Origin of the sequence: Pseudomonas sp. TWRC1-2 (assembly GCF_049896685.1) — a bacterium.
GTDB lineage: Bacteria > Pseudomonadota > Gammaproteobacteria > Pseudomonadales > Pseudomonadaceae > Aquipseudomonas.
Map to the genome: position 1 here is coordinate 435,407 of NZ_JAFCUU010000005.1, position 26,174 is coordinate 461,580.

A 26,174-nucleotide genomic window follows, 5' to 3' on the forward strand; every position below is an offset into this window, starting at 1 on the left:
ATCAACCCCTCACGCATACCGGGCTTGCGCCGTCCCGATTCACAACTCAAGCTATGCCAACTTCGCCAAGTCTTCGTCTAAGGAAAAGGCCCTCGACATGCGTATTCTCATCACCGGCGGTGCCGGTTTTATCGGTTCCGCCCTGGTTCGTCACCTGATTCAAAACACCGAGCACGAAGTGCTCAACCTGGACAAACTCACCTACGCCGGCAACCTGGAATCGCTGACCAGCATTGCGTCCAATAGCCGCTATGAGTTCGTGCAGGCCGATATCATCGACCAGGCCGCGGTCAGCGCCGTGATTGCGCGCTTTGAGCCTCAGGCAATCATGCACCTGGCGGCCGAGTCGCACGTAGACCGCTCCATTGATGGCCCGTCGGATTTTATCCAGACCAACATTGTCGGCACCTACAGCCTGCTGGAAGCCACTCGCGCTTACTGGCAAACGCTGGAAGAGCCGGCCAAGAGCGCGTTTCGCTTTCACCACATCTCCACCGATGAGGTTTATGGCGACCTGCACGGCGTGGACGACCTGTTCACTGAAACCACGCCTTACGCGCCCAGCTCGCCGTACTCGGCCAGCAAGGCGGCGTCCGACCACCTGGTCCGCGCGTGGCAGCGCACTTACGGCCTGCCGGTGCTGCTGACCAACTGCTCGAACAACTACGGGCCGTTCCACTTTCCCGAAAAGCTGATCCCGCTGGTCATCCTCAACGCCCTCGCCGGCAAGCCACTGCCGGTCTACGGTGATGGCTTGCAAGTGCGCGACTGGCTGTTCGTCGAAGATCACGCTCGCGCGCTGTTCAAAGTGGTTACCGAAGGTGTGGTGGGCGAGACCTACAACATCGGCGGTCACAACGAGCAGAAGAATATCGACGTGGTACGCGGCATTTGTGGCTTGCTCGAAGAACTGGCACCCAATCGCCCGGCGGGCGTCGAAAAATTCACCGACCTGATCACTTTCGTCAAGGATCGCCCGGGCCACGATCAGCGCTACGCGATCGATGCCAGCAAGATCGAGCACGAACTGGGTTGGGTGCCCGAAGAAACCTTCGAAACCGGCCTGCGCAAAACGGTGCAGTGGTACCTCGACAACCTCGACTGGTGCCGCCGCGTCCAGGACGGCAGCTATCAAGGTGAGCGCCTGGGTAACACCGAGCCAAAAGACCTGATCGCATAACAACAGCATCACGCACCACAGCTAGGCATAATGCGCCTGTCCCCACAGGCGCATGATTCCCATGACTCCACCCCTTCCGCGAAGACCCCGCTGGCGCAGCCTCGCCCTGTTGGCGTTGTGCCTGGCACCGCTGCTGTGGCCGCTGGAACACCTGGCCGAGCGTTATTACGGCAGCGAACTGGCCAGTCAAAACCGCCAGACCCTCGACCTCTACGTCGCCAACCTGCTCGGCACCCTGCACCGCTATGAAGTGCTGCCCCAGATTCTGGGTGACTTGCCGGCCCTGCGCACCGCGCTGGATGCGCCCGATGTCAGCACCAACCTGGTCAACGCCAACCTGTTGCTCAAGAACGTCGCCGCCCAGGCCGGGGTGGAAGTGATGTACCTGATGGACACCACCGGCAAAACGCTCGCCGCCTCCAACTGGGACAAGCAGGACAGCTTTGTCGGGCGCAATTTCTCGTTTCGCCCCTATTTCAGCGAAGCCATGGCCGGGCGTCTGGGCCGGTTTTTCGGCCTGGGCACCACGTCGGCCAAACGCGGCTACTTCTTCGCCGCCGCCGTGCGCGATGGCGACAAAATCATCGGTGTGCTGGTGGTCAAGGTCGACCTGGACCATACCGAAAGCCTGTGGGGCAAAACCCCGGAACAACTGCTGGTGACGGACCACAACGGCGTGGTGATCCTTACCTCGCGCCCGCAATGGCGATTCCGTGCGACACGGCCGCTGACTGCCGAAGAGCGCCAAGCCATCATCGCGATCCAGCCCTACCCAACGCGCGACCCACAGCCGCTGGCCTTGAGTACGACGGCGTGGCTGCGCCAATCCTCGGCCATTGCCGAAACCGGCTGGACAGTGGAAATTCTGGCGCCGCGCTCGCTGATCAATCGCCCGGTGCGCACGGTGGTAGCGGTCGGCGGCGCCACGTTGCTGGTACTGATGCTGCTGCTGGGCTTGATGATGCAGCGCCGTCGCCATTATCTGGAACGCATCGCGTTTGAAGCCAAGGCGCGCCGCGAACTGGAAGCCCGCGTGATCGAGCGCACCAGCGACCTTGAAGGCCTCAACCGGCGCCTGAAACAGGAAGTGCTTGAGCGCGAACACGCCCAGCAGGAGCTGGTTCGCGCCCAGGACGACCTGGTGCAAGCCGGCAAACTGTCAGCGTTGGGGACCATGTCGGCGAGCATCAGCCACGAACTCAATCAACCGCTCGCGGCGATTCGCAGTTATGCAGAAAACGCCGAGATCCTGCTCGACCACGAGCGCACCAATGACGCTCGCGGCAATCTCAAACTGATCAGCGAACTGACCGGGCGCATGGCCTCGATCATCGCGCATCTGCGCGCGTTCGCCCGTCGCGACCGCCACGCACCGGAAAGCGTGGCCCTGCAACCGGCGCTGGACGATGCATTGGCGTTGCTGGCCAAGCGGCGACGCTCGATGGAAGTCGAGCTGATCCGTGATTTGCCAGAAGCAACCCTGTGGGTACAAGCCGGCGAAACCCGTCTGCGCCAGGTACTTGGCAACTTGCTGGCCAACGCCCTCGACGCCCTCACCGAAAAAGGCCCGCCGCGCAAACTCTGGTTGAGTGCCCAAACCACCGAACAGGGCGTCAACCTGTACATTCGCGACAACGGTCCAGGTTTTTGCATGGAAGCCCTGGGCCGCGCCAGCGAGCCGTTCTATACCACCAAGACGCGTACTCAGGGCCTTGGGTTGGGGCTGGCAATTTGTGACACGTTGATGCGTGCCTTTGGTGGCGAATTGCTGTTTGCCAACCACAGGGAAGGCGGCGCGCTGTTAACCTTGAAATTGCGTGCCGGCTCGCCGGGCGTCAGTCTGCAACCGTCCGAGGACCGCAGTGTATGAGTATCGATAACCAGATTCAGGTGGTGTTGATCGACGACGATCCACACCTGCGTCAGGCCCTGTGCCAGACCCTGGACCTGGCCGGGCTGAACGTCCTGACCCTGGGCGAAGCCACCGGCCTCACTGCGCGCCTGTCGCGGGACTGGCCGGGCGTGGTGGTCAGCGACATCCGCATGCCCGGCATGGACGGCCTGGAGCTGCTCGCCGAACTGCACGGCCAAGACCCGGAACTGCCAGTACTGTTGATCACCGGCCACGGCGACGTGCCGCTGGCGGTGCAAGCCATGCGGGCCGGCGCCTATGACTTTCTTGAAAAACCCTTCGCCAGCGATGCCCTGCTCGACAGCGTGCGCCGCGCCCTGGCCCTGCGCCGCCTGGTGCTGGACAACCGCAGCCTGCGCCTGGCCCTCAGTGACCGTCAGCAATTGAGCACGCGCTTGGTCGGGCATTCGCCACAAATGCTGCGCCTGCGCGAGCAGATCGGCGCCCTGGCCGCGACCCGCGCCGACGTGCTGATCCTCGGCGAAACCGGCGCCGGCAAAGAGGTGGTGGCGCGCGCGCTGCACGACCTGTCCAGCCGACGCAGCGGACCATTTGTGGCGATCAACGCCGGCGCCCTGGCGGAATCGGTGGTCGAGAGCGAGCTGTTCGGCCATGAGCCGGGGGCATTTACCGGCGCGCAGAAACGCCGTATCGGCAAATTCGAATTCGCCAACGGCGGCACGCTGTTTCTCGATGAAATCGAAAGCATGAGCCTGGACGTGCAGGTCAAGCTGTTGCGCCTGCTGCAGGAGCGCGTGGTGGAACGCCTGGGGGGCAATCAACTGATCCCGCTGGATATCCGCATCATCGCTGCCACCAAGGAAGACCTGCGCCAGGCTGCCGATCAGGGCCGCTTTCGCGCCGACTTGTATTACCGCCTCAATGTCGCACCGCTGCGCATTCCACCGTTGCGCGAGCGCGGCGAGGATGCCTTGATGCTGTTTCAACACTTTGCCGACGAGGCCAGCAGCCGTCACGGCCTGCCGCTTAACGAACTGCAACCGGGCCAGCGCGCGCTGCTGCTGCGCCATAGCTGGCCCGGCAATGTGCGCGAACTGCAGAATGCGGCAGAACGCTTTGCCCTGGGGCTTGAGCTGGCACTGGACGCCACGGCGGACAACCCTGCCGCTGGCATCCTGACCTCCACGCCGGGCGGTCTGAGCGAACAAGTCGAGCAGTTCGAAAAAAGCCTGATCGCCGCTGAACTGACCCGCCCTCACAGTTCGGTGCGCAGCCTCGCCGAAGCCTTGGGCATACCGCGCAAAACCCTGCACGACAAACTGCGCAAGCACGGCCTGAACTTCGCCGACAGCGCCAGCCACAGCGCCGACGACGAATGACCCCGCCCACTCACCAAGAGGCCGCCATGAGCCGCGACAGCCGTTACCTGGAATCCATCCTGCACCACGACATCCCGCTTACCCGAGAAATGGGCCTCAAGGTGCTCGACTGGCAACACGGCCAATTGCAGCTGCACCTGCCCTTGCAAGCCAATATCAACCACAAGAGCACCATGTTTGGCGGCAGCCTGTATTGCGGCGCCGTGCTGGCGGGCTGGGGCTGGCTGCACCTGCAACTGCGTGAAGAAGGCGTGGAAGACGGGCATATCGTGATTCAGGAAGGGCAGATCAGCTACCCGCTGCCCGTCACACGGGATGCGACGGTGGTGTGCCGGCCGCCGGAGGAGAAGGTGTGGAAGCGTTTTGTGGCGACGTATAACCGTTATGGTCGCGCGCGGCTGACGCTGGAGACGTGGATTGTGAATGAGGGGAGTGAGGAGCGCGCGGTGGCGTTTACTGGCCAGTACGTCTTGCACCGTTAACCGCCACACCCCAAAAAATATAAGAGCTGGATTACCACGGTATCTACACAATCTCGAATGGCGACACCACCCTCCGTGGCGAGCGGGCTTGCCCCGCGTTGGGCTGCGAAGCAGCCCTAAAACCTGAAACTGCGGTCTATCAGCAGAGCGCGGTGTCCTTATTGGGGCCGCTTCGCAGCCCAACGCGGGGCAAGCCCGCTCGCCACGAAAGGTCGCCTGCTACCTATTTTGCGGTTATCGGAAGTTTTAAGTAGATACGCTGCGATAGCGGTCTGGCAGTCACAGCGTTAGTGGCTGATCTATTGAAATCGCAGGCAAGCCAGCTCCTACACTGAATCTACGCCAGGCTCAAGATCTCGCCAGGGTCAGCAGGCGTTCCCGCCATGCGGCCTTGGCCGGCAGCGCCAAAAAGAACGGGTTCAACAACGACTCACGCGCCGGATAGCTGAACGGCTCACCACTCAACTCCAACACCTCGCCGCCCGCGCCTTCCAACACGCCCTGGGCCGCTGCGGTGTCCCACTGCGACGTCGGCGCCAAACGTGGGTAGCAATCGGCACTGCCTTCGGCCAACAGGCAGAATTTCAGCGAACTGCCGATATTCGCCAGCTTCAACGCTCCCAAGCCTTCGCTCAAGCCGTGCAGCAGGCGCTCCTGCTCAGGGCTGCTGTGGCGACGGCTGGCAACCACGGTGAAGGCTTCACCCGCTGCCGGCGTCTGGCGTACCTGAATCTGCTTGGGTGCTTCGTTCACATCAGAACGCCACGCCCCCAGCCCCGCGCCACCGAAGTAGCAACGGCCACTGGTCGGCATCGATACCACGCCAAACACCACGCGGCCTTGTTCGATCAAGGCGATATTGACGGTGAACTCTTCGCTGCCAGAGATAAATTCCTTGGTGCCATCCAGCGGGTCAACCAGCCACCAGCGCTGCCAGCCCGCACGCACACTCTGGTCGATATCCGCGTCTTCTTCGGACAGCACCGGAGTGCTCGGGTCGAGCGCGGTAAGGCCGGCGAGAATCAGATGGTGAGCGGCCAGGTCCGCTGCCGTCACCGGCGAGTCATCCGACTTGGAGGTGACCGCCACGTCGGCGCGCCAATACGGCAGGATCACTTCACCGGCCTGACGGGCCAGCTCAATCACAGGGGCAATAAACGGGTGGCCTAAAAACAGTTCGCTCATGCGATAAACGCTCCACGCTGGGTCAACAGGTCTCGTACCAGATACAGTGCCGCCAGGGCGCGCCCCTCGCTGAACTGCTCATTTTGCGCAAGCTGCGACAGCTCGCGCAGGTTAACCCGATCAACCCGCATCGGCTCAGGCTCATCGCCCTCCAGGCGCTCTTCGTACAGATCGGTGGCCAACACCACCTGGATTTTCTGGCTCATGTAGCCGGGCGACAACGACAACTCGGTAATGTGTTCCAACTGACGCGCGCCATAACCGGCCTCTTCCTTGAGTTCACGGTTGGCCGCCGCCAGTACGTCTTCGCCGGGTTCGATCAACCCCTTGGGCAACGACACCTCATATTCATCGGTGCCGCCGCAGTACTCTTCCACCAGCAACGCATGATCGTCGTCAATCATCGCCACGATCATCACCGCGCCGTAGCCGGCACCGCGGCCTACCAGGCGCTCGTAGGTCCGTTCAACGCCATTGGAAAAGCGCAATTGCACTTCCTCCACGCGGAACAAACGGCTACTGGCGACTATTTCGCGGGCGAGGACGGTGGGTTTCTGGCGCATAAGCGGCTCCTTGGCGTGATCGGGTTACTATACCGTGGCTTTTCCGATTGTCTGTGTCGGATATCTTTACTTACATGAGAACACCCCATGCCCTCTTTGCCCTGGCGCGCCATCGACACCGTCCTGCTGGACATGGACGGCACCTTACTCGACCTGCATTTCGACAACCATTTCTGGATGGAGCACTTGCCCCAGCGCTACGCCGAGCTGCACGGCGTGAGCCGGGCCATGGCCGATATGGAATTGCAGCCACTGTTCGAGCGTAACGCGGGACAGTTGCAATGGTATTGCCTGGATTTCTGGAGCACGGAGCTGAATATTCCGGTGCGCGAACTCAAGTTGGAAACGGCCCACCTGATTGCCCTGCGCCCGGACGCGGATACCTTTCTGGCGGCGATCAAACAGGCCGGCAAGCGCGTGATTCTGATCACCAACGCGCATCGTGATTCGCTGTCTTTGAAGTTGGAACGCATTGAACTGGCGCCGTATTTCGAGCGGTTGATCAGCTCCCATGACTATGGTTTTCCCAAGGAAGACCCACAATTCTGGGCAGCCCTGCACGCCGACATCCACTTCGACCCGGCCCGCAGCCTGTTTATCGATGACACCTTGCCGATCCTGCGCAGCGCGCGCGATTTTGGCGTGGGGCATCTGCTGGCAGTGAAAGAACCGGACAGCAAGAAGGGGCCAAAGGACACGGCAGAGTTTGCGGCGGTGGGGGAGTACCGGGATTTGATCGCCGGGCTCTAATCAAAAGTGGGAGCGGGCTTGTGTGGGCGCCGGGCTTGCCCGCGATATCGGCACCTCGGTTTATCAATGACACCGAGGTGATGCTATCGCAGGCAAGCCAGCTCCCACACAAACCCGCTCCCACCGTTGGGCCCGCGTATTACTCAGGAATGCGCAGTGTCTGCCCTGGGTAAATTTTGTTCACATCTTTGAGCAATGGCTTGTTGGCCTCAAAGATCTTGTTGTACTGGTTGGCGTTGCCGTACACCGCCAGGGAAATCGCGCTCAGCGTATCGCCCTTTTTCACGACGACGAAACGGGCAGCTGTCACAGCCGGGCCGGTCACGGTGATCTGGTCTTCTACACTGCCAACACCTGCGATGTTGCCTGCAGCCAGGATGATTTTTTCTTTCTCTTCCTGAGTGGCAACTTCACCCTTCACGGTGACCTTGTCGCCATCAACGGTTGCGGTGATATTCGGGTTTCCGAGCCCGACATCGCTGATGTGTTTCTTCAACTCATCACTTGCGTTGGCGTTACCCGGCGTCAACAGGTCAATAAGCTTCTCGCCTGCTTCCTTAACAAAGCTAAAAATACTCATGGTGCGCTCTCCTTGGGTTTTTAAGTTCCAGATGCCCAAGACTAGACCAGTCCTGCTGTCTTGGGTTCCAGGCCGACCAAAGACCCAAACGCGCTAGAATCCCCCGCCATTGGAATAAGCCCGGAGCGAAGATGGACATCAAACAGTTGAAATTCCTCATCGCCCTCGACGAGACGCGCCACTTCGGCCAGGCGGCCGCGCGCTGCCATATCACCCAGCCGACCCTGTCGATGCGCTTGCGTAACCTGGAAGAAGAGCTGGACTTGCCGCTGGTCAATCGCGGCCAGCGCTTTGAAGGCTTTACCGCGCCGGGCGAACGCGTGCTGGCGTGGGCGCGCACGGTGCTGGCAGCCTATGACGGCTTGCAGGCCGAAGCGGCGGCCTGTCGCGGCAATTTGGTCGGCACCTTGCGCCTGGGTGTGGTGCCGTTGTCGAGCTTCGATCCCTTGGCCTTGATGCAGCAATTGCACAAAGAACATCCGAGCCTGCGCTTTGAACTGTCGGCATTGAGCTCCGAGCAAATCCTCGAACAGCTGGCGAGCAACCGTCTGGACCTCGGCGTGTCCTACCTGGAGCGCCTGGATAACGAGCGCTTCGACTCGCTGGCCTTGGGCGAAACCCGCATGGGCCTGCTCTACGACCAACGTTTTTTCAGCTTCGGCGACAAGCCGTTGAGCTGGGAAGCGCTGATCGAACTCCCGCTGGGCATGCTCACCAGCGGCATGCATTTCCGTCAGTCCATCGACCACAACTTCCACAGTCGCGGGCTCCACCCGCAACCGCTGCTGCAAACCGATGCGGTGCATCAATTGTTACAAGCCGTGCACGGCGGCCTGTGCTGCGCGGTGATGCCACTGGACGGCGGCCTGGATGCACTGACTGAGCACCTGCGCCTGCAACCCATTGAAGACGCTCACACATTGGCTCGCCTGGGGCTGATCATGCGTCGCAGCGCACCGCGTTCGGCATTGGCGGAAGCCTGTTTCGCGCTGTTTCAAAAATCGCAGCAAGAGCCTTGATCGACGCCATCTATCGATAGATCAGTACTGGCGATTAGACGCGACCCTTTGTCGCGCCTAGTCTAAACACTGATCAATCCGCCGGTGGTACTGCCACATGAACGCCAAGCGCCCACTCTGCGCGGCCCCCGCCCTCGAAACGCCCGCGCCCGCCTCCAGCCAGAGCTACCAGTTTTGCAACCTTGAACACACAGAAGTCGCCAGCACAGCGTTGGCGGAAGAAGTGGCGTTGGCGATTGCCTATAACGACATCAGCCAGGCGGTCATGTTGGTGACGCCAACGGACCTGGAAGATTTTATCGTCGGCTTCAGCATCGGCAGCGGCATTATCGCCGACGTTAGCGACATATATGACTTGAAACTCAGCGGTTCGGGCTCCGCCCAGTATGCTCAGGTGCAAATTTCAAGCCGTGCCTTCTGGAACCTCAAGCAGCAGCGCCGCCAATTGGCAGGCACCAGTGGCTGCGGTTTGTGCGGTGTCGAGGCGGTGGAGCAAGCCCTGCCAGACCTTCAAGTGCTGCCCGGCGCGCCCTTGCCACCTGCCGAATGGCTCGACGGACTGCGCCAGCGCATCAGCGCGTTCCAGCCGTTGGGCCAGTACAGCGGCGCAGTGCATGCGGCGGTATTTATGAATAATCAGGGCGAATTGCTGATGGGCCGCGAAGACATCGGCCGGCATAACGCCTTGGATAAGCTGATCGGCGCCCTGATCCGCCAAAAGATTCCGACCGACGGAGGCCTGGCGATTGTCACCAGTCGCTGCAGCCTCGAATTAATTCAGAAAGTTCTGCGTGCGGGCATCCAGACCTTGGTCAGCCTGTCGTCGCCCACCGGCCTCGCCTTGCAATGGGCCCGCCGACACAACCTCAATCTCATCCACCTGCCGCAGAAAAGTGCGCCGCGGGTCTACAGCCCTGCGATGGAGAACCAGTCATGAGCCAGCACCACCAAGCCGACCAAACCCCGACTCCGCGCTACAAGCCCTACAAAGGCCCGGCTGGCGGCTGGGGCGCGCTGATCAGCGTGGCGCAGGCCTGGTTGACCAGCGACAACGCGCTGAAAAACCTGCGCATGATGCTCAAGACCAACCAGAACGGCGGTTTCGACTGCCCGGGCTGCGCCTGGGGCGACTCGCCGGAAAGCGGCATGGTCAAGTTCTGCGAAAACGGCGCCAAGGCGGTCAACTGGGAAGCCACCAAACGCCGCGTGGATGCCGCATTTTTTGCCAAGCACAGCGTCACCGCACTGCTGGAGCAAAGCGATTATTGGCTGGAATACCAAGGCCGCCTGACCGAGCCGATGCGCTATGACGCCGAAACTGACCGCTACACACCCATCAGCTGGGAAGCGGCGTTCGACCTGGTCGGCAAGCACCTCAACGCACTGCCGAGCCCGGACATGGCCGAGTTCTACACCTCGGGCCGCGCCAGCAACGAAGCGGCGTACCTGTATCAGCTGTTTGTGCGCGCCTATGGCACCAACAACTTCCCGGACTGCTCGAACATGTGCCACGAAGCCAGCGGCGTGGCCCTGGCGCAAAGCGTGGGGGTTGGCAAAGGCACGGTGACCTTTGACGACTTCGAACACGCCGATGCGATTTTCGTATGGGGCCAGAACCCCGGCACCAACCACCCGCGCATGCTCGAACCGTTGCGTGAGGCAGTTAAACGCGGCGCTCAGGTGGTGTGCATCAACCCGCTGAAAGAGCGCGGCCTGGAACGCTTCCAGCACCCGCAACACCCGCTGGAAATGCTCACCAACGGCGACAAGCCGACCAACACCGCCTACTTCCGCCCGGCACTGGGCGGCGACATGGCCATCCTGCGCGGCATGGCCAAGTTCCTGCTGCTGTGGGAACGCCAGGCCCAGGCCGAAGGCAAAGAAGCCGTGTTCGATCACGACTTCCTCAACGAGCACACCACCAACGTGCTGGAGTACCTGGGCCAGATCGATGACACCTCGTGGGATGAGATCGTCGAGCAGTCCGGCCTGACCCTGGTGGAGATCGAGCAAGCGGCGCGCATGTACGCCAAAGGCAAGAACGTGATCATGTGCTGGGCGATGGGCATCACCCAGCATCGCCACTCGGTGCCGACCATCCAGGAAATCGCCAACCTGATGCTGCTGCGCGGCAACATCGGCCGCCCAGGCGCCGGCCTGTGCCCGGTGCGCGGCCACAGCAACGTGCAGGGCGACCGCACCATGGGCATCAACGAACGCCCACCCGTGGCATTCCTCGATTCCCTGGAACGGCGCTTCCAGTTCCAGGTGCCGCGCCACAATGGGCATAACGTCGTGGAAGCCATCCACGCGATGCTCGAAGGCCGCTCCAAAGTGTTTATCGGCCTGGGCGGTAACTTCGCCCAAGCCACGCCCGACAGCCCGCGCACCTTTGAAGCGCTGCGCAGCTGCGACCTGACCGTACAGATCAGCACCAAGCTCAACCGCAGCCATTTGATGCACGGTAAAGACGCGCTGATCCTGCCGTGCCTGGGCCGTACCGACATCGATATCCAGGCCGACGGCCCGCAAGCGGTCACGGTGGAAGACTCGTTCAGTATGGTTCACGGCTCCAACGGCCAACTGCAGCCACTGTCGAAGCTGATGAAATCCGAGCCTGCGATTCTTGCCGGCATTGCTGCCGCAACCCTGGGCAGCAAACCGGTGGACTGGAACTGGCTGGTCGCCGACTACGGGCGCATCCGCGACCTGATCGCCGACACCATCCCAGGCTTCAAGGACTTCAACGAGCGCATCAAACACCCGGGCGGTTTCTACCTGGGCAACTCCGCCGGCGCACGCCGCTGGAACACGCCCTCGGGCCGCGCCAATTTCCGCCCGAACGTGCTGCCCAAAGACTTGATCCACGAACGCACCCACGCCACGGGCCGGGTGCCGGACCTGATCATGCAGTCGATGCGCTCTCACGATCAGTACAACACCACCATTTACGGCCTGGACGACCGCTACCGTGGCGTGAAAGGTCAGCGTGACGTGTTGTTCGTGAATGAAGCCGACATCATCCGCCTGGGCTTCAAGCCCGGGCAGAAAGCCGACATCGTTTCGCTGTGGGAAGATGGCCGTGAACGCCGAGTGAAGGGCTTTACGTTGCTGGCGTTTGATATTCCGGCGGGGCAGGCAGCCGCTTACTACCCGGAAGTGAACCCGCTGGTGCCGCTGGAGAGCACCGGTGATGGCAGCCATACGCCGACATCGAAGTTTGTGGCGATCCGTCTGGAAGCAGCGAGTGCGACCGGCTTGATCATGGCGCGCTCGGCCTGACCGAGACCCGTTGTGGCGAGCGGGCTTGCCCCGCGTTGGGCTGCGTAGCAGCCCCTGATCCAGGCACTGCGTTCTGACTGAAAGAATGCGGTGACATTATTAGGGGCCGCTTCGCAGCCCAACGCGGGGCAAGCCCGCTCGCCACAACAAGCCGTTCGCCACGACTACGAAAAATCCAAGGCACAAAAAAGGCCGCTTTTGCATAAAAGCGGCCGTTCCGAAGTAGTTAAAGACTCGCAAAAACCACTTAAGTTCCCCATACAAAACAGCAACTTAGAGAATTGTATACAACCTGTACCACTGGTCGGTTTTCGATTGTCAGCATCCCGATACAACCTCAGGATCGCGCCGTCATCCTCTTGAGGTCTCTCTATGAAGTTTTCCTCGATTCTCTTGTTGTCCCTTGGCCTGGTCAGTGGCGCAGCCATGGCCGGTGGCACCACCGAAGCCGGTGTGGGCGGCGCATTGGGCGGGGTTCTAGGTTCGGTTGTTGGCCAGCAGGTCGGCGGTAACACCGGTTCGGCCATCGGCGCAGCGCTGGGCGGCGCGGGCGGCAGTGCAGTCGGCGCTGACAAGCGCAGCCGGGGTGAAGCAGCCATTGGCGGCGCACTCGGCGCGGCAGGCGGCAACGTGGTGGGCCGCAGCATGGGCGGCAACACCGGCAGCCTGATCGGCGCAGCCGCAGGCGGCGGTGCGGGTGGCGCGCTGGGCAACTACATGGGCAACAAGAGCGATGACGACGACCGTCGCTATCGTGGGCGGGATAACCGTCGTTATGACCGTGATGACCATCGTGGCCGTGGCCATGCGTACGGGCATCGCAAGAACAAGCATCACTACCGTCACCGTTAAGCCAACGGTCCAAGGCACACGGAAACTCCTGTGGGAGCCGGGCTTGCCCGCGATAGAGTTGGGTCAGGAAGCACAACTAAACCTGAACCACCGCTATCGCAGGCAAGCCAGCTGCCACATTTGAGCTTCATTAGTCACAATGGCTGCGTCACGCCACCAGTCGCTGCAACGCCTCGCGCAATCGCCCCGGAATCGTCACCGGCTGGTTCGACGCGCGGTCCACAAAGACATGCACAAAGCGCCCCGCCGCACAGGCATCGTCTTCGCCTGACTTGAACACCGCCAACTCATACTGCACCGAGCTGTTACCCAACTTGCCCACGCGCAGGCCAATCTCTATGCGATCGGGAAACGCGATCGACGCAAAGTAATCGCACGCCGAACTCACCACAAACCCCACCACTTCACCGTCGTGAATATCCAACCCACCCTCTTCAATCAGGTAAGTATTCACCGCCGTGTCGAAGAAGCTGTAGTAGGTGACATTGTTCACGTGACCATACACATCGTTATCGTGCCAACGCGTGATGATCGGTTGGAAGTGACGGTAGTCAGCGCGTTGCGGCATCGAATCAGACATGTGCAGCTCTCATGAGTGGATTTACAGGTCGTTCAGATGGGCTTGGGCCCATTCACGCACCTCGGCGTAGGGATAGGCCTCCAGCGCAGCGAAGCCCGGAATACCCCGCGCCTTCAACTTGGTAAACAGCGGCACGCTGATACCACCGAGGAATCGTGTCAGCCGCTCCGCGCCCGGCAGCTGCCCGGTGTGCTCATGATGCCTGTGGATAAAATCACCGCACAGCGCCATGAAGTTTTTATCCACAAGCGCTGGCAAACTCGGCGGCGGCGGTAAATGCGCCACTTGGCCATGGCATACCGAGCAATGCCCGCAGCGCAGCGGCGCATTTTCATCGCCAAAGTAGTGGGCCAAACGCTGGCCCAGGCATTCTTCGGTGGCAAACAGATCGAGCATGGCATGGATCCGCGCCACCTCCGTCACCTCGTGCTGCTTGAAGCCTGTGTATAACTCCTCGCTCAACGCCTGTGGGTCGAACTCGGTGCGCAGCAAGCTGTAAACCTCCGTCATCTGCTTGCTTTCCAGCTCGATCAGACCCTGCTCCTGGAAGTAATCCAGCGCTTTCACCACCCGGCTGCGCTCGGCATTGTGCTGTTGGTACAGCGCGTCGAAATCCACGGTCGCCCAGGTTCTGGCGCGACTGCATACCTGAATGATCGCCGCGACAAACTGCTGTCGCTCGCCGGAGAAACGCGCCAGCAAGGCCTCGGGTTCGATCAGGTACTTGAAGCGGTACTCGGCGTAAAACGCATAACGCGGCGCAATCACGCCCTTGAGCTCCAACTGCACCAGCAGCGTCTTCAGTGGCAGCTCGCGGATGTTGCTGTGGTCCGACAGCGACCTCAACAAGAACTCCCACTGCCCCTCGCCGCGCGCCGCCTGCAACTCCTCCAGCACACGGAGAATGCCCGCCTGCTCCGGCGTGTCGCCGTACACGAAGTTTTCCAGCACATTGAGGCTGTCGCGGTTGGCCAGCACCAGGCAATCGGACGGCTGCCCGTCACGCCCTGCACGGCCGATTTCCTGGCTGTAGTTCTCAATGGATTTAGGCAGGTCAAAGTGCACCACATTGCGGATGTCACTTTTATCGATGCCCATGCCGAATGCGATGGTGGCGACGATGCAATTGGAGCACCCACCCATAAAACGCTGCTGGATACCCTCGCGTTTGTCGTGGGGCAAACCGGCGTGATAAGCCTCGGCCTGAATGCCGTTGCGGTTCAGATGTTCGGCGATCTGCTCAGCAGTTTTCTGCAAGGTGACGTAGACGATACTTGGCTGATTGGCTCGCTCGCTCATCCATTCGACCAGGCGCCGACGTTTGTCATGCCCGCTCACCGGCTCTACCAGCAGGTTGAGATTGGGCCGGTAGAAGCCTGTGGTGATGACATCGTCCGGCGCAATGGCGAACTTCGCCTGCATGTCTGCAATCACCTTGGGCGTGGCTGTAGCCGTCAGCAGCAGCGCTTGTGGGATATTGAACTGACGCTGGTAGTCCGGCAGCTTCAAATAGTCCGGACGGAAGTTGTGGCCCCACTCGGAAATACAGTGCGCCTCGTCCACCACCAGCAACGAAATCTGCACGCTTTGCAGAAAGTTACGGAAGCGCTCGTTCTTCAGGCGCTCCACGGAAATCATCAGAATTTTCAGCTCGCCCGAACGCGCCCGGGCCATCACATCATTGGCGTCCTCGCGGCTCTGCGCCGAATCAATACTGCCGGCGCAAATGCCATGGCGTTGCAGGAAACCCAGCTGGTCCTGCATCAACGCCAACAACGGCGACACCACAAGCGTCAGGTGCGGCAACAGCACCGCCGACAGCTGATAACACAACGACTTGCCCGAGCCGGTGGGGAAAATAGCAGCGGCCGAACGACCGGCCAGTACGGCGCTGACCGCCTCTTCCTGGCCCGAACGAAACTGTGGATAACCAAAGACCTGTTGGAGGGTGTTGTGCATAAGCTGTCACTCCATTGACCGCTGAAACGAGCCCAAAACATAGACCAGCGCGCTCAGCGAATCGAGAAAGGTCACAAGGAAAAAAGAGACAGGATGATACACAGCCTGGAGGATGGCCTTGGGCCGAAGTGCGAGGTTTTACCCAACAGCTCGCTCCTCGTGCTGCGCGTAGGGACGATCCAGTTTGATGTGGTTTTATCCCGCCTACCCTTTGACGCATTGCGCTACAATCAACCCTTGCGACCCAGGAGTACGCTGCAATGAGCGAACCGACGTTTGAGCAAAAACAGGATCATTACCACAAGATCCGTCGTTCCAATTACTTGGCAAGCCTGCGCCTGGAAGGGTTCGACACCCAACCGGCCGATGTCGACAAACCCCTGCCGACCCGCGAAGCCGTCCTCGCCAAGTACCGCAAAACTCCGCACTGATGCTCGACAAATACGGGGTGGGCCAGGATCCGTACTGCTACCCCGATAGCGGTGTCCTGCGCAACCGCCTCGATTTGCGCGATGAAATACTCCTGCATCAAGCCGAGCGCGAACTATCCGAAATTGCTGTAGGCAGCCTCCCACTCTATCCTCCGCCTTACGGCCTCGAACGACTGCAACACATCCACCGCACCCTGTTCGGCGATATCTACGACTGGGCCGGGGAGCTGCGCAGCGTCAACATCCAGAAAGGCGATACCCTGTTCTGCACGCCGGAACGCATTCCGCCGGAAGCGGCGAAAATCATTCGGCATATGGAACAAGGCAATTGGTATGTAGGCGCGACCCAGGCTGAACTGGTGCCGCTGATTGCCGAGGCTTATGGCGACCTCAACGTCATCCACCCCTTTCGTGAAGGCAATGGCCGCGCGCAGCGGATTTTGTTCGAACAGATCATTGTGAATGCCGGTTTTTCAGTGAATTGGTGGCTGGTGAAACAAGCGGCGTGGATACCGGCGAACATTGATGCGGTGGCGTGTGATTATCGGGGGCTTGAGGCGATTTTTGAGCGGTGTATCAGCGTACCTCGCTAAACAGCCTCTTGCCTGTATTGCACCATCCCACCCCACCCACCTATAGTTCGCCCCTCGCTGCACAATCAGCGATCGGGTTTGGTCACCCGATACAGAGTTCACATACGCACCTTCAGATGTCGTAGGCACTCCTGTGCCCACACGCTTCATGGCGGCTGTGTTTGGGACGCCTTCGGGCGTGCCGGGTGAATCTCTGCCGGTTGACCAACCTGGACACAGTCCGCCACCCATCGCTTGGTCACGATGATGGCGGTCCTCTAACTACACAGAGATTCAAATAAATGAACGCTATAAATCCGTCCGAAAATCGCTATCGCCTTCTGCGCACCAATTTCACCAACACCCACCCTCTCGTCATCGACACTGAAGCCACCGCCGAAGACATCCAGTCCGCCGCACACCAGCGCATCCGCGCTGCCACCGACTTACTGGAAACCTTCACCTGCCTTACCTACGAACACGCCGACCTCAAAGACATCTCCCACATCATCAATGCTCTTTACCTGCTGGTGCAGGATGGCTGTGATCTGCTGGAAGCATCGCAACATGTGCAACTGCAACCGACGGTCGATGAGCTACCACACCCAAGCCAGCCACTGAGCTAAACCCTGTAGGAGCTGGCTTGTCGAATCGTGGCACCGCGGCGATAGCGGTAAATCAGGCTATATTTCAGCGCCTGCCCCCCCCATAGCGGCCAAGCCCAGCTCCCACATTTGATAGATGTAGCTGAAAAAAACACTGTCAAACCGTAAATGCCGGAAACCTCTGTGAGAAACAGGCGAACACCACGTAGCCCTATTCCCAAACTACTTAAAACACCTGCTAACCCCTCTACATAACGCCCCTTCCCATGACCGAAACTAGCGCCTTCTCAACTGTCCAGGCGAAAACCCGTGAACATCGAAAGGACTCAACACATCGGCCACTATGGCGTCACCTTCATAGTGATTCGCTTCACTGTTGTGCGTGAAAGTCGGCATGCCTTGGCTAACCTGTGCCTGCTTGAAGCAAAAACAGCTGCGCGACAAGTGCGCGATCAGATACGCAGCTTGTATGAGAAAATGTTGGCCCGAGATTTACCATGCGAGATAGCAGTCGCGATTTCCCAGCCGCTGAGACGGAGCCAGGCCGACCGGTTAAACGATCAGAACGTGTTCATCAAACAAATAATTTCCGGTGCGATTAAAGCCCCGGGGATAGCTATATCAACGGTAACGGCTGGCTTAGTTGGCGATACGATTTCCGGCAAGCTTCGCAGGTATCACGCAGGTGACATCATCATAGGATTGGACGCAAATGTGAGAGGAGGAATCGGGCCTCAGCGGTCAACACTCTCAATGCATGTCTACTCAGACGAGTCTTGATCACATGGACCTTTACCTTCAATCCGCGATTTTTCTCCTTATCTATATGGTGGTGCATTACCAGATCACCGACCCCACGCTTAGAAAGCGCTTCGCCATCACCTGTCTCACCACAGGTCTCACTTTGACGTTCCTGCTACCCTACATAGCGGTGATCCTCAGAATGCCATTCCTACCGGTCTTCATATTCTTGTTAGGGTTGCTACTCTTCATCACCCGAAACAAATTCCGCCGACAACGCAACCATCCCCCTCACCCACTTCTGCGTGCTCCCACCATGAACCTCGCCCCCAACTTCCCCGAAGACCCCGTCATGCAGCAGCTCCTGCAATTGCTGCACGAAGAAATCGGCCTGCCGAAGCACAAGACCCTTCGCCTTGAAACCTCGCTCAACTTCGACCTTGGCTGCGACCGCGCCGAGGCCAAGCAATTCATGGAAGCGCTGGAGCAGGATTTTGCAGTCGATCTGGGCGACTACGATGCCTACCGTTACTTCCAACCGCCGGTGTTCGATGTGTTCCTCAAACGCCGCGCCAAAGGCCGAGGCGATAAAGTGCCGCTGACCATTGGCATGCTCTACCTGGCCATCAAAACGCATAGCTGGGACACCCAGACCCTGGAAAACCTCAGTTGATCTGAACAACACTGAGGCTCAAATGTGGGAGCGGGCTTGCTCGCGAATACGGTGTGTCAGGTAGAGTATCGCTCACTGATCCACCGCATTCGCGAGCAAGCCCGCTCCCACATTGGCGATGCGCTAACCTGGCGAATTGCCTACATACCAAGGACCGTACATGGACGTATTAATGGGCCTGCTGGCCGCCCTGCTCTGGGGTGGCACGGACTTTCTTGTGGGTCTCAATGCCCGGGCTGTCGGCGTTAAACGCGCGGTGTACTTCGGCCAAGCCCTCGGTTTCCTGATCATGACCTTGCTGCTGGTCATCTTCCCGGCCTACCTGTTCAAATCCCTGAATGCCCCGTTGAGCGTCTGGCTCCTGGGCATCGCGGCCGCGCTGCTCACCGTCTCGGGCGCCCTCGCGCTGTCCAAGGCGTTCGCCTTGGGCAAAGCGGCCATCGTCGCGCCGCTGGTGACGTCGTACGGCGTGGTCACGACGCTGCTGTCCTGGGCCAGCGGCGAACACATCAGCCTGGTCCAACTGGGCTGCATCGGCGTGTGCGTGGTCGGCGTGATCCTGTCCAGCATCCACAAGGACAACGGCGTCCCGCACAACCACCCACGCCCGTCCATTGCCTACGCCATGCTCGCCGCCTTGCTGTACGGCACCAGCTTCTGGCTGCAAGGTCGCTACACGCTGCCGGCACTGGGACCGATCACCATGTTGTGGCTGGGTTACCTGGTAGGCCTGTGCGTGTTGGTGGTGATGGTGCTGAAGATCAAGGATGGACTGAAGATTCCACCGCTGAAAAACTGCGCGACATTGACCGGTGCGAGCTTGATGAACCTCGGGGGTTTCTCCGCGTTTTCGTGGGGGGCGATGGCGGGGTCGGTTTCAGTGGTGACGGTGATCAGTACATTGTCGGGTGGGATTGCGGCGGTGCTGGGATTTGTGTTTTTCAAGGAACGGTTGTCGACGGTGCAAGTGTTGGGCGTTGCATTAGTGCTGGCCGGCGCAGTGGTTTTGCACATCGCCGACTAACCTTTCGCGCATAAAAAAGCCGCCCACTAGGGGCGGCTTTTAACAGCTTGAACCTTACAACTTAGGCCCGGCCGCCTTGATCGCATCGCTCACTTCAAACTTCTTGAAGTTCTCGATGAACAGACCCGCCAGCGCTTTCGCCGCTTCGTCGTAGGCAGCCTTGTCAGCCCAGGTGTTACGTGGGTTCAACAGGCCAGTCTCAACGCCCGGTACGGCCAATGGCACGTCGAGGTTGATGGTGTCCAGGTGTTCGGTCTCAGCGCCGATCAACGCGCCGCTCTGGATCGCTGCGATCACGCCGCGAGTGGTCGGGATGTTGAAGCGTTTGCCGACGCCGTAGCCGCCGCCGGTCCAGCCGGTGTTGACCAGGTAGACCTTGGAGCCGAAGCCGCGCACGCGCTTGATCAGCAGCTCTGCGTACTCGCCGGCCGGGCGCGGGAAGAACGGCGCGCCGAAGCAGGTGGAGAAGGTCGACTTGATGCCGCTGCCCGAACCCATTTCGGTCGAGCCCACCAGCGCGGTGTAGCCGGACAGGAAGTGGTAAGCCGCTTGTTCTTCGCTGAGGATCGACACGGGCGGCAGTACGCCGGTCAGGTCGCAGGTCAGGAAGATCACCGCGTTTGGCTCACCGCCCAGGTTCTTCTCGGAACGCTTGGCAACGTGCTCCAGCGGGTAGGCGGCACGGCTGTTCTGGGTCAGGCTGACGTTGGTGTAGTCGGCGTGCTTGGCATCGTCGATCACCACGTTTTCGAGCACGGTGCCGTGCTTAATGGCTTTCCAGATAACCGGCTCGTTCTTCTCGGAGAGGTCGATGCACTTGGCATAGCAACCGCCTTCGATGTTGAACACCACGCCTTCGCCCCAGCCGTGCTCGTCGTCACCGATCAGGTAACGGCTTTCGTCGGCGGACAGGGTGGTTTTACCGGTGCCCGACAGACCGAAGAACAGGGTCACGTCGCCTTCTTCGCCGATGTTGGCGGCGCAGTGCATTGGCAGCACGTCAGCAGCCGGCAGCAGGAAGTTCTGCACCGAGAACATGGCTTTTTTCATTTCACCGGCGTAACGCATGCCGGCGATCAGGACTTTTTTCTGGGCGAAGTTGAGGATCACGCAACCGTCGGAGTTAGTGCCGTCACGCTCTGGCACACATTCGAAATTGGCCACGTTAAGCACTTGCCACTCATCACGGCCGGCCGGGTTGTACTGAGCCGGGTTGATGAACAGGCAACGACCGAACAGGTTCTGCCAGGCAGTCTGGGTGGTCATTTTCACGGGCAGGTAGTGGTCTTCTGCAGCCCCTACGTGAACGTGGGAAACGAAATGCTCTTGCGCGTTGTTGAACGCCTCGACGCGAGCCCACAGCGCATCGAACTTGTCGGCTGGGAACTTGCGGTTGATCGGGCCCCAGGCAATGGCGTCCTGGGTGGTAGGCTCTTCAACGATGAAGCGGTCGACCGGAGAACGGCCGGTACGGTGACCGGTTTCTACGACCAGCGCGCCGGTATCGGCAAGCACGCCTTCACCGCGCTGCAGGGCTTCTTTGACCAGATCGTCAACACTCAGATCGGTGTATACGGCGTTATTGGCTTGCGTCATGAGGTTCCCCGTCGGCCTATGGCCGAGTGCTCCAAACGTTTTGTAGTAGAAAGTTGCGCACTACTACCGCGAAAAAAGTGGGCCGGATTATGCCAGAAAAGCCCAAAAAGAGTAGGGCCCTCCCGTCAGAACTGCGCTAATCCGGCATTTGTCAGGTGATTTACCTGTGCTTAAACGTTTTAGTGGCGGGTGTCGGAAGGGGTGTCGATGCCTGCGCCGGCGAATAATTGGGCTACATCGGCGGCATCGAACAGGTAACGCTGATTGCAGAACTGGCAGTCGATCTCGATATTGCCACCGTGTTCCACCACCAGATTCTGCGCATCTTCCAGGCCCAGGCTGACCAAGGCATTCGCCGAACGCTCGCGCGAGCAGCTGCAACGGAAGCGCAGGCCCTGCTGGTCGAACAGGCGCACGGCCTCTTCGTGGTACAGGCGATGCAGAATGGTTTCGTTGTCCAGGCCCAGCAGCTCTTCAGCGGTCAGAGTGCCAGCCAGGGCGGTCAGCTTGCGCCAGCTGTCGGTGCGCTCATCGTCGTCCTTGATGCGGTCGGCCGGCAATTGTTGTAGCAGCAGGCCACGGGCGCGCTTGCCGTCGGCATTCAGCCAGAACTTGGTACCCACCTGCTGAGACATCACGAAATAGTTGGTGAAGCAGTCCGACAGGGTTTCGCCGTCGAGATCGACGATGCCCTGGTAGCGCTGGCCTTCCGTCGGGTCGACGGTGATTGCCAGTACGCCGTTGGCCATCAGGTCAGACAGCGTGGCGTCCGGCGCGATCAGGTCGGCGTCGTAACGGGCCAGGCCGCGAATTTCGCGCTCGCTGGAGCACTCGATCATCAGCATCGGCACCGGGCCTTCGGAACGCGCCTGCAAAATCAGCAAACCGTCGAACTTCATGGTGCCCACCAGCAGCGATGCCGCCGCCATCAGCTCACCAAGCAGCTGCGCAACCGGCTCCGGATAGGGATGCTTGGCGAGGACTTCGGCATAGCTGCGCTCCAGCGAGACCAGTTCGCCGCGGGCGTCGTTCTCGTCGAAGATGAAGCGTTGGGTGAAGTCGGTATCCGGTAGATCAGTCATAGGTCTGGGTATCTGAATTGATGACAAAATGATTACAAGGTTTATAAAATTAAACGCTTTAGCACCATCTTGGTGCGGCTTTCTCCTGGAAACGGAGAGCTAAATAGAGCGAAGAGGAACAGTTTATGAACAATCCGGGTTTGTTCCAAGCCAAGTGGAACCTCCGGCGATGGGCACTGTGCAATCTACTCGCTATCGGACTGCTGTGTTTTTGGCTGTGGCCCACGGGCCAGATGCTGTGTGTAATTTTCGACGAATGGCTGTTTCACCTGCTCAATGACCCGCTGGCGAGTCATTCGACCTGGCTGCATGTGTGGGCCGTGGCCAGTCTGCGACCATTTGACGCGGTGGTCGGCGTGATTTTGCTGACGTTGCTGATTCGCGGAGATTGGGTGTTCAAGGCGATTGAAGTGCGCCAGGCATTTTTCGGCTTTTTCGGGATTCTGCTGCTGTTGCTGTTCATCCGCATGCTGTTTTCCAAACTCGCGGCGCAGATGGGCTGGCAGCACAGCAGCCCGTCGATGGTGATCAGCGGGGCGATTCATATGAGTGACTATTTCCCTGGTCTGGAAAAAACCTGGGAGCTGAAGGACCGTTCGAGCCAGAGCTTCCCCGGCGATCATGCATCGGTATTGCTGATCTGGGGCATGTTCATGACGGTGTTTGCCAAGCGCATCGGCCAGGTGCTGGTGATCTGGGGCTTGGCCCTGTTGTTCATGATGCCGCGGCTGGTAGCCGGCGCGCACTGGGGGCAAGACGATTATATCGGCGGGGTATTGCTGGCCCTGTTGGCGCTGGGATGGGGGTATTACACGCCGTTTGCGGCGAAGGTGTCGAATGGGTTGCTGCGACTGACGGCGCCAATCTTCGGTTTGCTCGGTAAGCTGCCGGTGATCGGGCGATTGAGCGTCATACGCACTGCCGCCTGACGAAGTAGATGCATGTGAGAGCTGGCTTGCCTGCGATTGCGGTGGGTCAGTGACGGAAAGACTGGCTGGCCTGACGCTATCGCAGGCAAGCCAGCTCCCACATTTGATCTCCATTGACTTGGAGATGTGCGCTGTCAATCATCATTACCACTGCCGCGAAACTTGAACAAATCGCGACGCTGCTTCTTGCTCGGCTTGCCATCGGTCGTCATACCGGTAGCCCCGGCCTTGCGCATGGCGGCCGCATTTTCGCGTTTGGCGATACTGGCCTCGGTTTCGGTGTACAACGCCTGCGCTTCGGGCGCGCCGCGGCGCACAACGGACAAGGCTTGCACCACGACGGTCTTCTCATCAAACCCAGCCCGAATCTGCAGCTCATCACCGACGCGCGGCTCCTTGCCCGGCTTGCAGCGTTCACCGCGATGGTGCACTTTGCCGCTTTCGATAGCGGCTTTGGCCAGGGCGCGGGTTTTAAAGAAGCGCGCTGCCCACAGCCACTTGTCCAAACGGACTTTTTCTTCCTCTTCCTGCTTTTGAGCCACTTGAATTCCTCGCTCTGAAAAATGTCGCAACTTTACCGTTGAAGCCCTTCGACGCATAAACCCCAACGCTCACCTAAGATACGCCAGGCACCACCCTGTTTTTGCGAGGATACGCTGTGACCGACTTCCCCATTTCACTCACCTCGCCAAATCAGCGTTGCGTGGGTTGCCAGCAAAGCGAACCCCTGGGTTTCGATTTCGCGTTCGCCTATCAGCCTATCGTAGATCTTCGAGACCATTCGATCTTCGCCCACGAAGCGTTGGTGCGAGGCCCGCAAGGCGAAGGCGCGCTGTCGGTGCTGGGCCAGGTCAACGCAAGCAACCGTTACCGCTTTGACCAGCGGTGTCGTACCCAAGCGATTGCCGGGGCCGCTGCCTTGGGTATGCAAACCCATCTTTCTATCAATTTCATGCCCAATGCCGTGTACCGGCCCGAGCTGTGTATTCGCAGCACCCTGGAGGCGGCCCGCGCGCACAACTTTCCGCTGAACCAGCTGATTTTTGAAACGCTGGAAAGCGAGCACGTAGATAACTATCGCCATTTGACCAATATTCTGCGTGAATACCGCGAATTCGGCTTCAAGACCGCCATCGACGATTTCGGTGCGGGCTATTCGGGGCTGAACCTGCTGGCCGATTTCCAACCTGACCTGATCAAACTCGACATGGCGCTGATTCGCGATGTCGACAAGGATCGTGTCCGTCAGGTAATCGTCCAGGGGATTGTCACAATCTGTGAGCAGTTGGGCGTTACTGTCATTGCCGAAGGCATCGAAAGTGCCGGCGAGCGCGACTTCCTGTCCGACTGCGGAATATTTCTGATGCAGGGTTACTGGTTCGCCAGGCCTGCATTCAAAGCCCTGGCCAAGGTTTCACCACAGGCCTGGGCGAACTGATCGGTTACCCATATTGAAGACATTTGACCATTTGACCGTTGTGGGTCTGCGTGAATGGGTGGCACTTCCCGACTTGGGAGTGGCTGGCCTGCGCGCAAAGATCGACACCGGTGCCAGTACCTCGAGCCTGCACGCCACCGATATCGAGCCATTTGAGCGCGACGGTGAGAAGTGGGTGCGCTTTACCGCGCACCTGGGCAGCGTGGTGCAACTGCGTCACCGCCGCTGCGAGGCGCCGGTGGTGACGATGAAAACCATCAAGAGCTCTAACGGCCATGCGCAGGTGCGCTATGTCATCAGCACCACCCTCGCGCTGGGTGATCGGGTGTGGCGAGTGGAGTTCACTCTCGCCTGTCGCAAGGCCATGCGTTACCGCCTGTTGCTGGGCTCCAAGGCGCTGATTGACGGCCATTTGGTGGTCAGTCCAGGCGTCAAGTACGTTCAAGACAAGCCGGTGTTCCCGGTCTCTACTATTTCTGCCCCAGGTGCTGCATGAAGATTGCTGTGCTGTCGCGAAACCCGCGTCTGTATTCCACCCGCCGCCTGGTTGAGGCCGGCACCGAACGTGGCCACGAAATGGTGGTGATCGACACGTTGCGTGCCTATATGAACATTGCCAGCCACAAGCCGCAGATCCATTACCGGGGCAAGCCGCTGGAAGGCTTTGATGCGGTGATCCCGCGCATCGGTGCCTCAGTGACGTTTTATGGCTGCGCGGTGTTGCGACAGTTTGAAATGATGGGCGTATTCCCCCTCAATGAATCGGTAGCCATTGCCCGCTCGCGCGACAAACTGCGCTCATTGCAATTGCTCTCGCGGCGCGGTATCGGCCTGCCGGTGACCGGCTTTGCCCACTCCCCCGATGACATTCCCGACCTGATCGACATGGTCAACGGCGCGCCGCTGGTGATCAAGGTGCTGGAAGGCACCCAAGGCATCGGCGTGGTGCTGTGCGAAACCGCGACCGCTGCCGAATCGGTGATCGAGGCATTCATGGGCCTCAAGCAGAACATCATGGTGCAGGAATACATCAAGGAAGCCGGCGGTGCGGACATCCGCTGCTTCGTGGTGGGCGACAAGGTAATTGCGGCAATGAAACGCCAGGCCAAGCCGGGGGAATTCCGCTCCAACCTGCACCGCGGCGGCAGCGCCAGCCTGATCAAGATCACCCCGGAAGAACGCATGACCGCGCTGCGGGCGGCCAAAGTGATGGGGCTGGCGGTAGCGGGCGTGGATATCCTGCGCTCCAACCACGGGCCACTGGTGATGGAAGTGAACTCATCGCCGGGCTTGGAAGGCATTGAAACCACCACCGGCAAGGATGTGGCGGGCATCATCATTCAGCATCTGGAAAAGAATGGTGGGCCAAATATGACGCGCACCAAGGGCAAGGGCTGAT

General features: G+C 59.9%; 27 protein-coding genes. 19 read left to right on the forward strand and 8 right to left on the reverse strand.

Going from position 1 to position 26,174, the window contains the following annotated elements:
* Positions 1–97 precede the first annotated feature (97 nt).
* The 4 genes from rfbB (at position 98) to ACP7B3_RS17320 (ending at position 4,914) form a co-directional block, all read left to right on the forward strand.
* Positions 98–1,180, forward strand: coding sequence for a dTDP-glucose 4,6-dehydratase (gene rfbB, locus ACP7B3_RS17305; RefSeq protein WP_145159837.1), 1,083 nt, complete (start codon positions 98–100; stop codon positions 1,178–1,180).
* A gap of 61 nt (positions 1,181–1,241) precedes the next feature.
* Positions 1,242–3,050: a sensor histidine kinase gene (locus ACP7B3_RS17310; RefSeq protein ID WP_426179833.1), complete on the forward strand. Its 1,809-nt coding sequence runs from the start codon at positions 1,242–1,244 to the stop codon at positions 3,048–3,050.
* A complete protein-coding gene (locus ACP7B3_RS17315) occupies positions 3,047–4,432 on the forward strand; it encodes a sigma-54-dependent transcriptional regulator (protein ID WP_179678388.1) in 1,386 nt (461 codons plus the stop codon). The genes ACP7B3_RS17310 and ACP7B3_RS17315 overlap by 4 nt, the downstream gene beginning before the upstream one ends.
* 26 nt (positions 4,433–4,458) lie before the next feature.
* Positions 4,459–4,914, forward strand: coding sequence for a YiiD C-terminal domain-containing protein (locus ACP7B3_RS17320; protein WP_145159832.1), 456 nt, complete (start codon positions 4,459–4,461; stop codon positions 4,912–4,914).
* A gap of 348 nt (positions 4,915–5,262) precedes the next feature.
* Here the strand turns inward: ACP7B3_RS17320 and cysQ are convergent, their stop codons facing one another.
* Complete coding sequence (cysQ, locus tag ACP7B3_RS17325; protein WP_426179836.1) at positions 5,263–6,099, reverse strand: 3'(2'),5'-bisphosphate nucleotidase CysQ; 837 nt, start codon at positions 6,097–6,099, stop codon at positions 5,263–5,265.
* The gene (gene nudE / locus ACP7B3_RS17330; protein WP_106577427.1) at positions 6,096–6,662 is read right to left on the reverse strand and encodes an ADP compounds hydrolase NudE; all 567 of its coding nucleotides are present in this window, start codon (positions 6,660–6,662) and stop codon (positions 6,096–6,098) included. The genes cysQ and nudE overlap by 4 nt, the downstream gene beginning before the upstream one ends.
* Positions 6,663–6,749: 87 nt before the next feature.
* Here nudE and yrfG point away from each other — a divergent pair, with 87 nt between their 5' ends.
* Positions 6,750–7,412 (forward strand): GMP/IMP nucleotidase, encoded by a 663-nt coding sequence (gene yrfG, locus ACP7B3_RS17335; protein WP_426179838.1) that lies wholly within the window; start codon positions 6,750–6,752, stop codon positions 7,410–7,412.
* A 139-nt stretch (positions 7,413–7,551) separates the two neighbouring features.
* Here yrfG and lysM read toward each other — a convergent pair whose 3' ends face one another.
* Entirely contained in the window at positions 7,552–7,992 is a 441-nt protein-coding gene (gene lysM / locus ACP7B3_RS17340; RefSeq protein ID WP_242198684.1) for a peptidoglycan-binding protein LysM, read from the reverse strand.
* A 131-nt stretch (positions 7,993–8,123) separates the two neighbouring features.
* On the opposite strand from lysM, the gene ACP7B3_RS17345 reads away from it, so the two are divergent.
* From ACP7B3_RS17345 to ACP7B3_RS17360, 4 genes are all read left to right on the forward strand, one after another.
* Entirely contained in the window at positions 8,124–9,011 is an 888-nt protein-coding gene (locus ACP7B3_RS17345) for a LysR family transcriptional regulator (protein ID WP_145159824.1), read from the forward strand.
* Positions 9,012–9,108: 97 nt separating this feature from the next.
* The gene (gene fdhD, locus ACP7B3_RS17350) at positions 9,109–9,948 is read left to right on the forward strand and encodes a formate dehydrogenase accessory sulfurtransferase FdhD (RefSeq protein ID WP_404486352.1); all 840 of its coding nucleotides are present in this window, start codon (positions 9,109–9,111) and stop codon (positions 9,946–9,948) included.
* Entirely contained in the window at positions 9,945–12,293 is a 2,349-nt protein-coding gene (locus ACP7B3_RS17355; protein WP_124416183.1) for an FdhF/YdeP family oxidoreductase, read from the forward strand. The genes fdhD and ACP7B3_RS17355 overlap by 4 nt, the downstream gene beginning before the upstream one ends.
* 372 nt (positions 12,294–12,665) lie before the next feature.
* Positions 12,666–13,145, forward strand: a complete 480-nt coding sequence (locus ACP7B3_RS17360; protein ID WP_145159820.1) for a glycine zipper domain-containing protein — start codon at positions 12,666–12,668, stop codon at positions 13,143–13,145.
* A gap of 148 nt (positions 13,146–13,293) precedes the next feature.
* Here the strand turns inward: ACP7B3_RS17360 and ACP7B3_RS17365 are convergent, their stop codons facing one another.
* Together ACP7B3_RS17365 and ACP7B3_RS17370 are read right to left on the reverse strand one after the other, a co-directional pair.
* Positions 13,294–13,725, reverse strand: coding sequence for an acyl-CoA thioesterase (locus ACP7B3_RS17365; protein WP_426179842.1), 432 nt, complete (start codon positions 13,723–13,725; stop codon positions 13,294–13,296).
* Positions 13,726–13,746: 21 nt separating this feature from the next.
* On the reverse strand, positions 13,747–15,684 hold the full coding sequence (locus ACP7B3_RS17370) for a RecQ family ATP-dependent DNA helicase (protein WP_426179844.1): 1,938 nt from the start codon (positions 15,682–15,684) through the stop codon (positions 13,747–13,749).
* Positions 15,685–15,944: 260 nt separating this feature from the next.
* On the opposite strand from ACP7B3_RS17370, the gene ACP7B3_RS17375 reads away from it, so the two are divergent.
* The 6 genes from ACP7B3_RS17375 to ACP7B3_RS17400 all read left to right on the forward strand — a co-directional run bounded on the left by ACP7B3_RS17375 (position 15,945) and on the right by ACP7B3_RS17400 (position 19,730).
* Complete coding sequence (locus ACP7B3_RS17375; RefSeq protein ID WP_096236773.1) at positions 15,945–16,115, forward strand: YhfG family protein; 171 nt, start codon at positions 15,945–15,947, stop codon at positions 16,113–16,115.
* Complete coding sequence (locus ACP7B3_RS17380) at positions 16,115–16,708, forward strand: putative adenosine monophosphate-protein transferase Fic (RefSeq protein WP_145159814.1); 594 nt, start codon at positions 16,115–16,117, stop codon at positions 16,706–16,708. The genes ACP7B3_RS17375 and ACP7B3_RS17380 overlap by 1 nt, the downstream gene beginning before the upstream one ends.
* Before the next feature lie 281 nt (positions 16,709–16,989).
* A complete protein-coding gene (locus ACP7B3_RS17385; RefSeq protein WP_426179846.1) occupies positions 16,990–17,313 on the forward strand; it encodes a hypothetical protein in 324 nt (107 codons plus the stop codon).
* A 288-nt stretch (positions 17,314–17,601) separates the two neighbouring features.
* Positions 17,602–18,072, forward strand: coding sequence for a hypothetical protein (locus tag ACP7B3_RS17390; RefSeq protein ID WP_426179848.1), 471 nt, complete (start codon positions 17,602–17,604; stop codon positions 18,070–18,072).
* Between the two features lie 277 nt (positions 18,073–18,349).
* A complete protein-coding gene (locus ACP7B3_RS17395) occupies positions 18,350–18,706 on the forward strand; it encodes a DUF1493 family protein (RefSeq protein WP_145159808.1) in 357 nt (118 codons plus the stop codon).
* A 160-nt stretch (positions 18,707–18,866) separates the two neighbouring features.
* Entirely contained in the window at positions 18,867–19,730 is an 864-nt protein-coding gene (locus ACP7B3_RS17400; RefSeq protein WP_426179850.1) for a DMT family transporter, read from the forward strand.
* A gap of 54 nt (positions 19,731–19,784) precedes the next feature.
* Here the strand turns inward: ACP7B3_RS17400 and ACP7B3_RS17405 are convergent, their stop codons facing one another.
* A complete protein-coding gene (locus ACP7B3_RS17405; RefSeq protein WP_145159806.1) occupies positions 19,785–21,326 on the reverse strand; it encodes a phosphoenolpyruvate carboxykinase in 1,542 nt (513 codons plus the stop codon).
* A gap of 179 nt (positions 21,327–21,505) precedes the next feature.
* A complete protein-coding gene (gene hslO / locus ACP7B3_RS17410) occupies positions 21,506–22,408 on the reverse strand; it encodes an Hsp33 family molecular chaperone HslO (RefSeq protein ID WP_145159804.1) in 903 nt (300 codons plus the stop codon).
* A 125-nt stretch (positions 22,409–22,533) separates the two neighbouring features.
* Between hslO and ACP7B3_RS17415 the strand changes: the two genes are divergently transcribed.
* A complete protein-coding gene (locus ACP7B3_RS17415) occupies positions 22,534–23,337 on the forward strand; it encodes a phosphatase PAP2 family protein (RefSeq protein WP_119738193.1) in 804 nt (267 codons plus the stop codon).
* Between the two features lie 134 nt (positions 23,338–23,471).
* On the opposite strand, the gene ACP7B3_RS17420 is transcribed toward ACP7B3_RS17415, so the two are convergent.
* Positions 23,472–23,879 (reverse strand): RNA-binding S4 domain-containing protein, encoded by a 408-nt coding sequence (locus ACP7B3_RS17420; protein ID WP_053255749.1) that lies wholly within the window; start codon positions 23,877–23,879, stop codon positions 23,472–23,474.
* 116 nt (positions 23,880–23,995) lie between these two features.
* Between ACP7B3_RS17420 and ACP7B3_RS17425 the strand changes: the two genes are divergently transcribed.
* From ACP7B3_RS17425 to rimK, 3 genes are read left to right on the forward strand one after another with little or no spacing between them, the layout of a single operon-like run.
* Entirely contained in the window at positions 23,996–24,775 is a 780-nt protein-coding gene (locus ACP7B3_RS17425; RefSeq protein ID WP_426179854.1) for an EAL domain-containing protein, read from the forward strand.
* Positions 24,776–24,806: 31 nt separating this feature from the next.
* On the forward strand, positions 24,807–25,271 hold the full coding sequence (locus ACP7B3_RS17430) for an ATP-dependent zinc protease family protein (protein WP_370004704.1): 465 nt from the start codon (positions 24,807–24,809) through the stop codon (positions 25,269–25,271).
* A complete protein-coding gene (gene rimK / locus ACP7B3_RS17435) occupies positions 25,268–26,173 on the forward strand; it encodes a 30S ribosomal protein S6--L-glutamate ligase (RefSeq protein ID WP_025855543.1) in 906 nt (301 codons plus the stop codon). The genes ACP7B3_RS17430 and rimK overlap by 4 nt, the downstream gene beginning before the upstream one ends.
* Position 26,174: the final 1 nt, after the last annotated feature.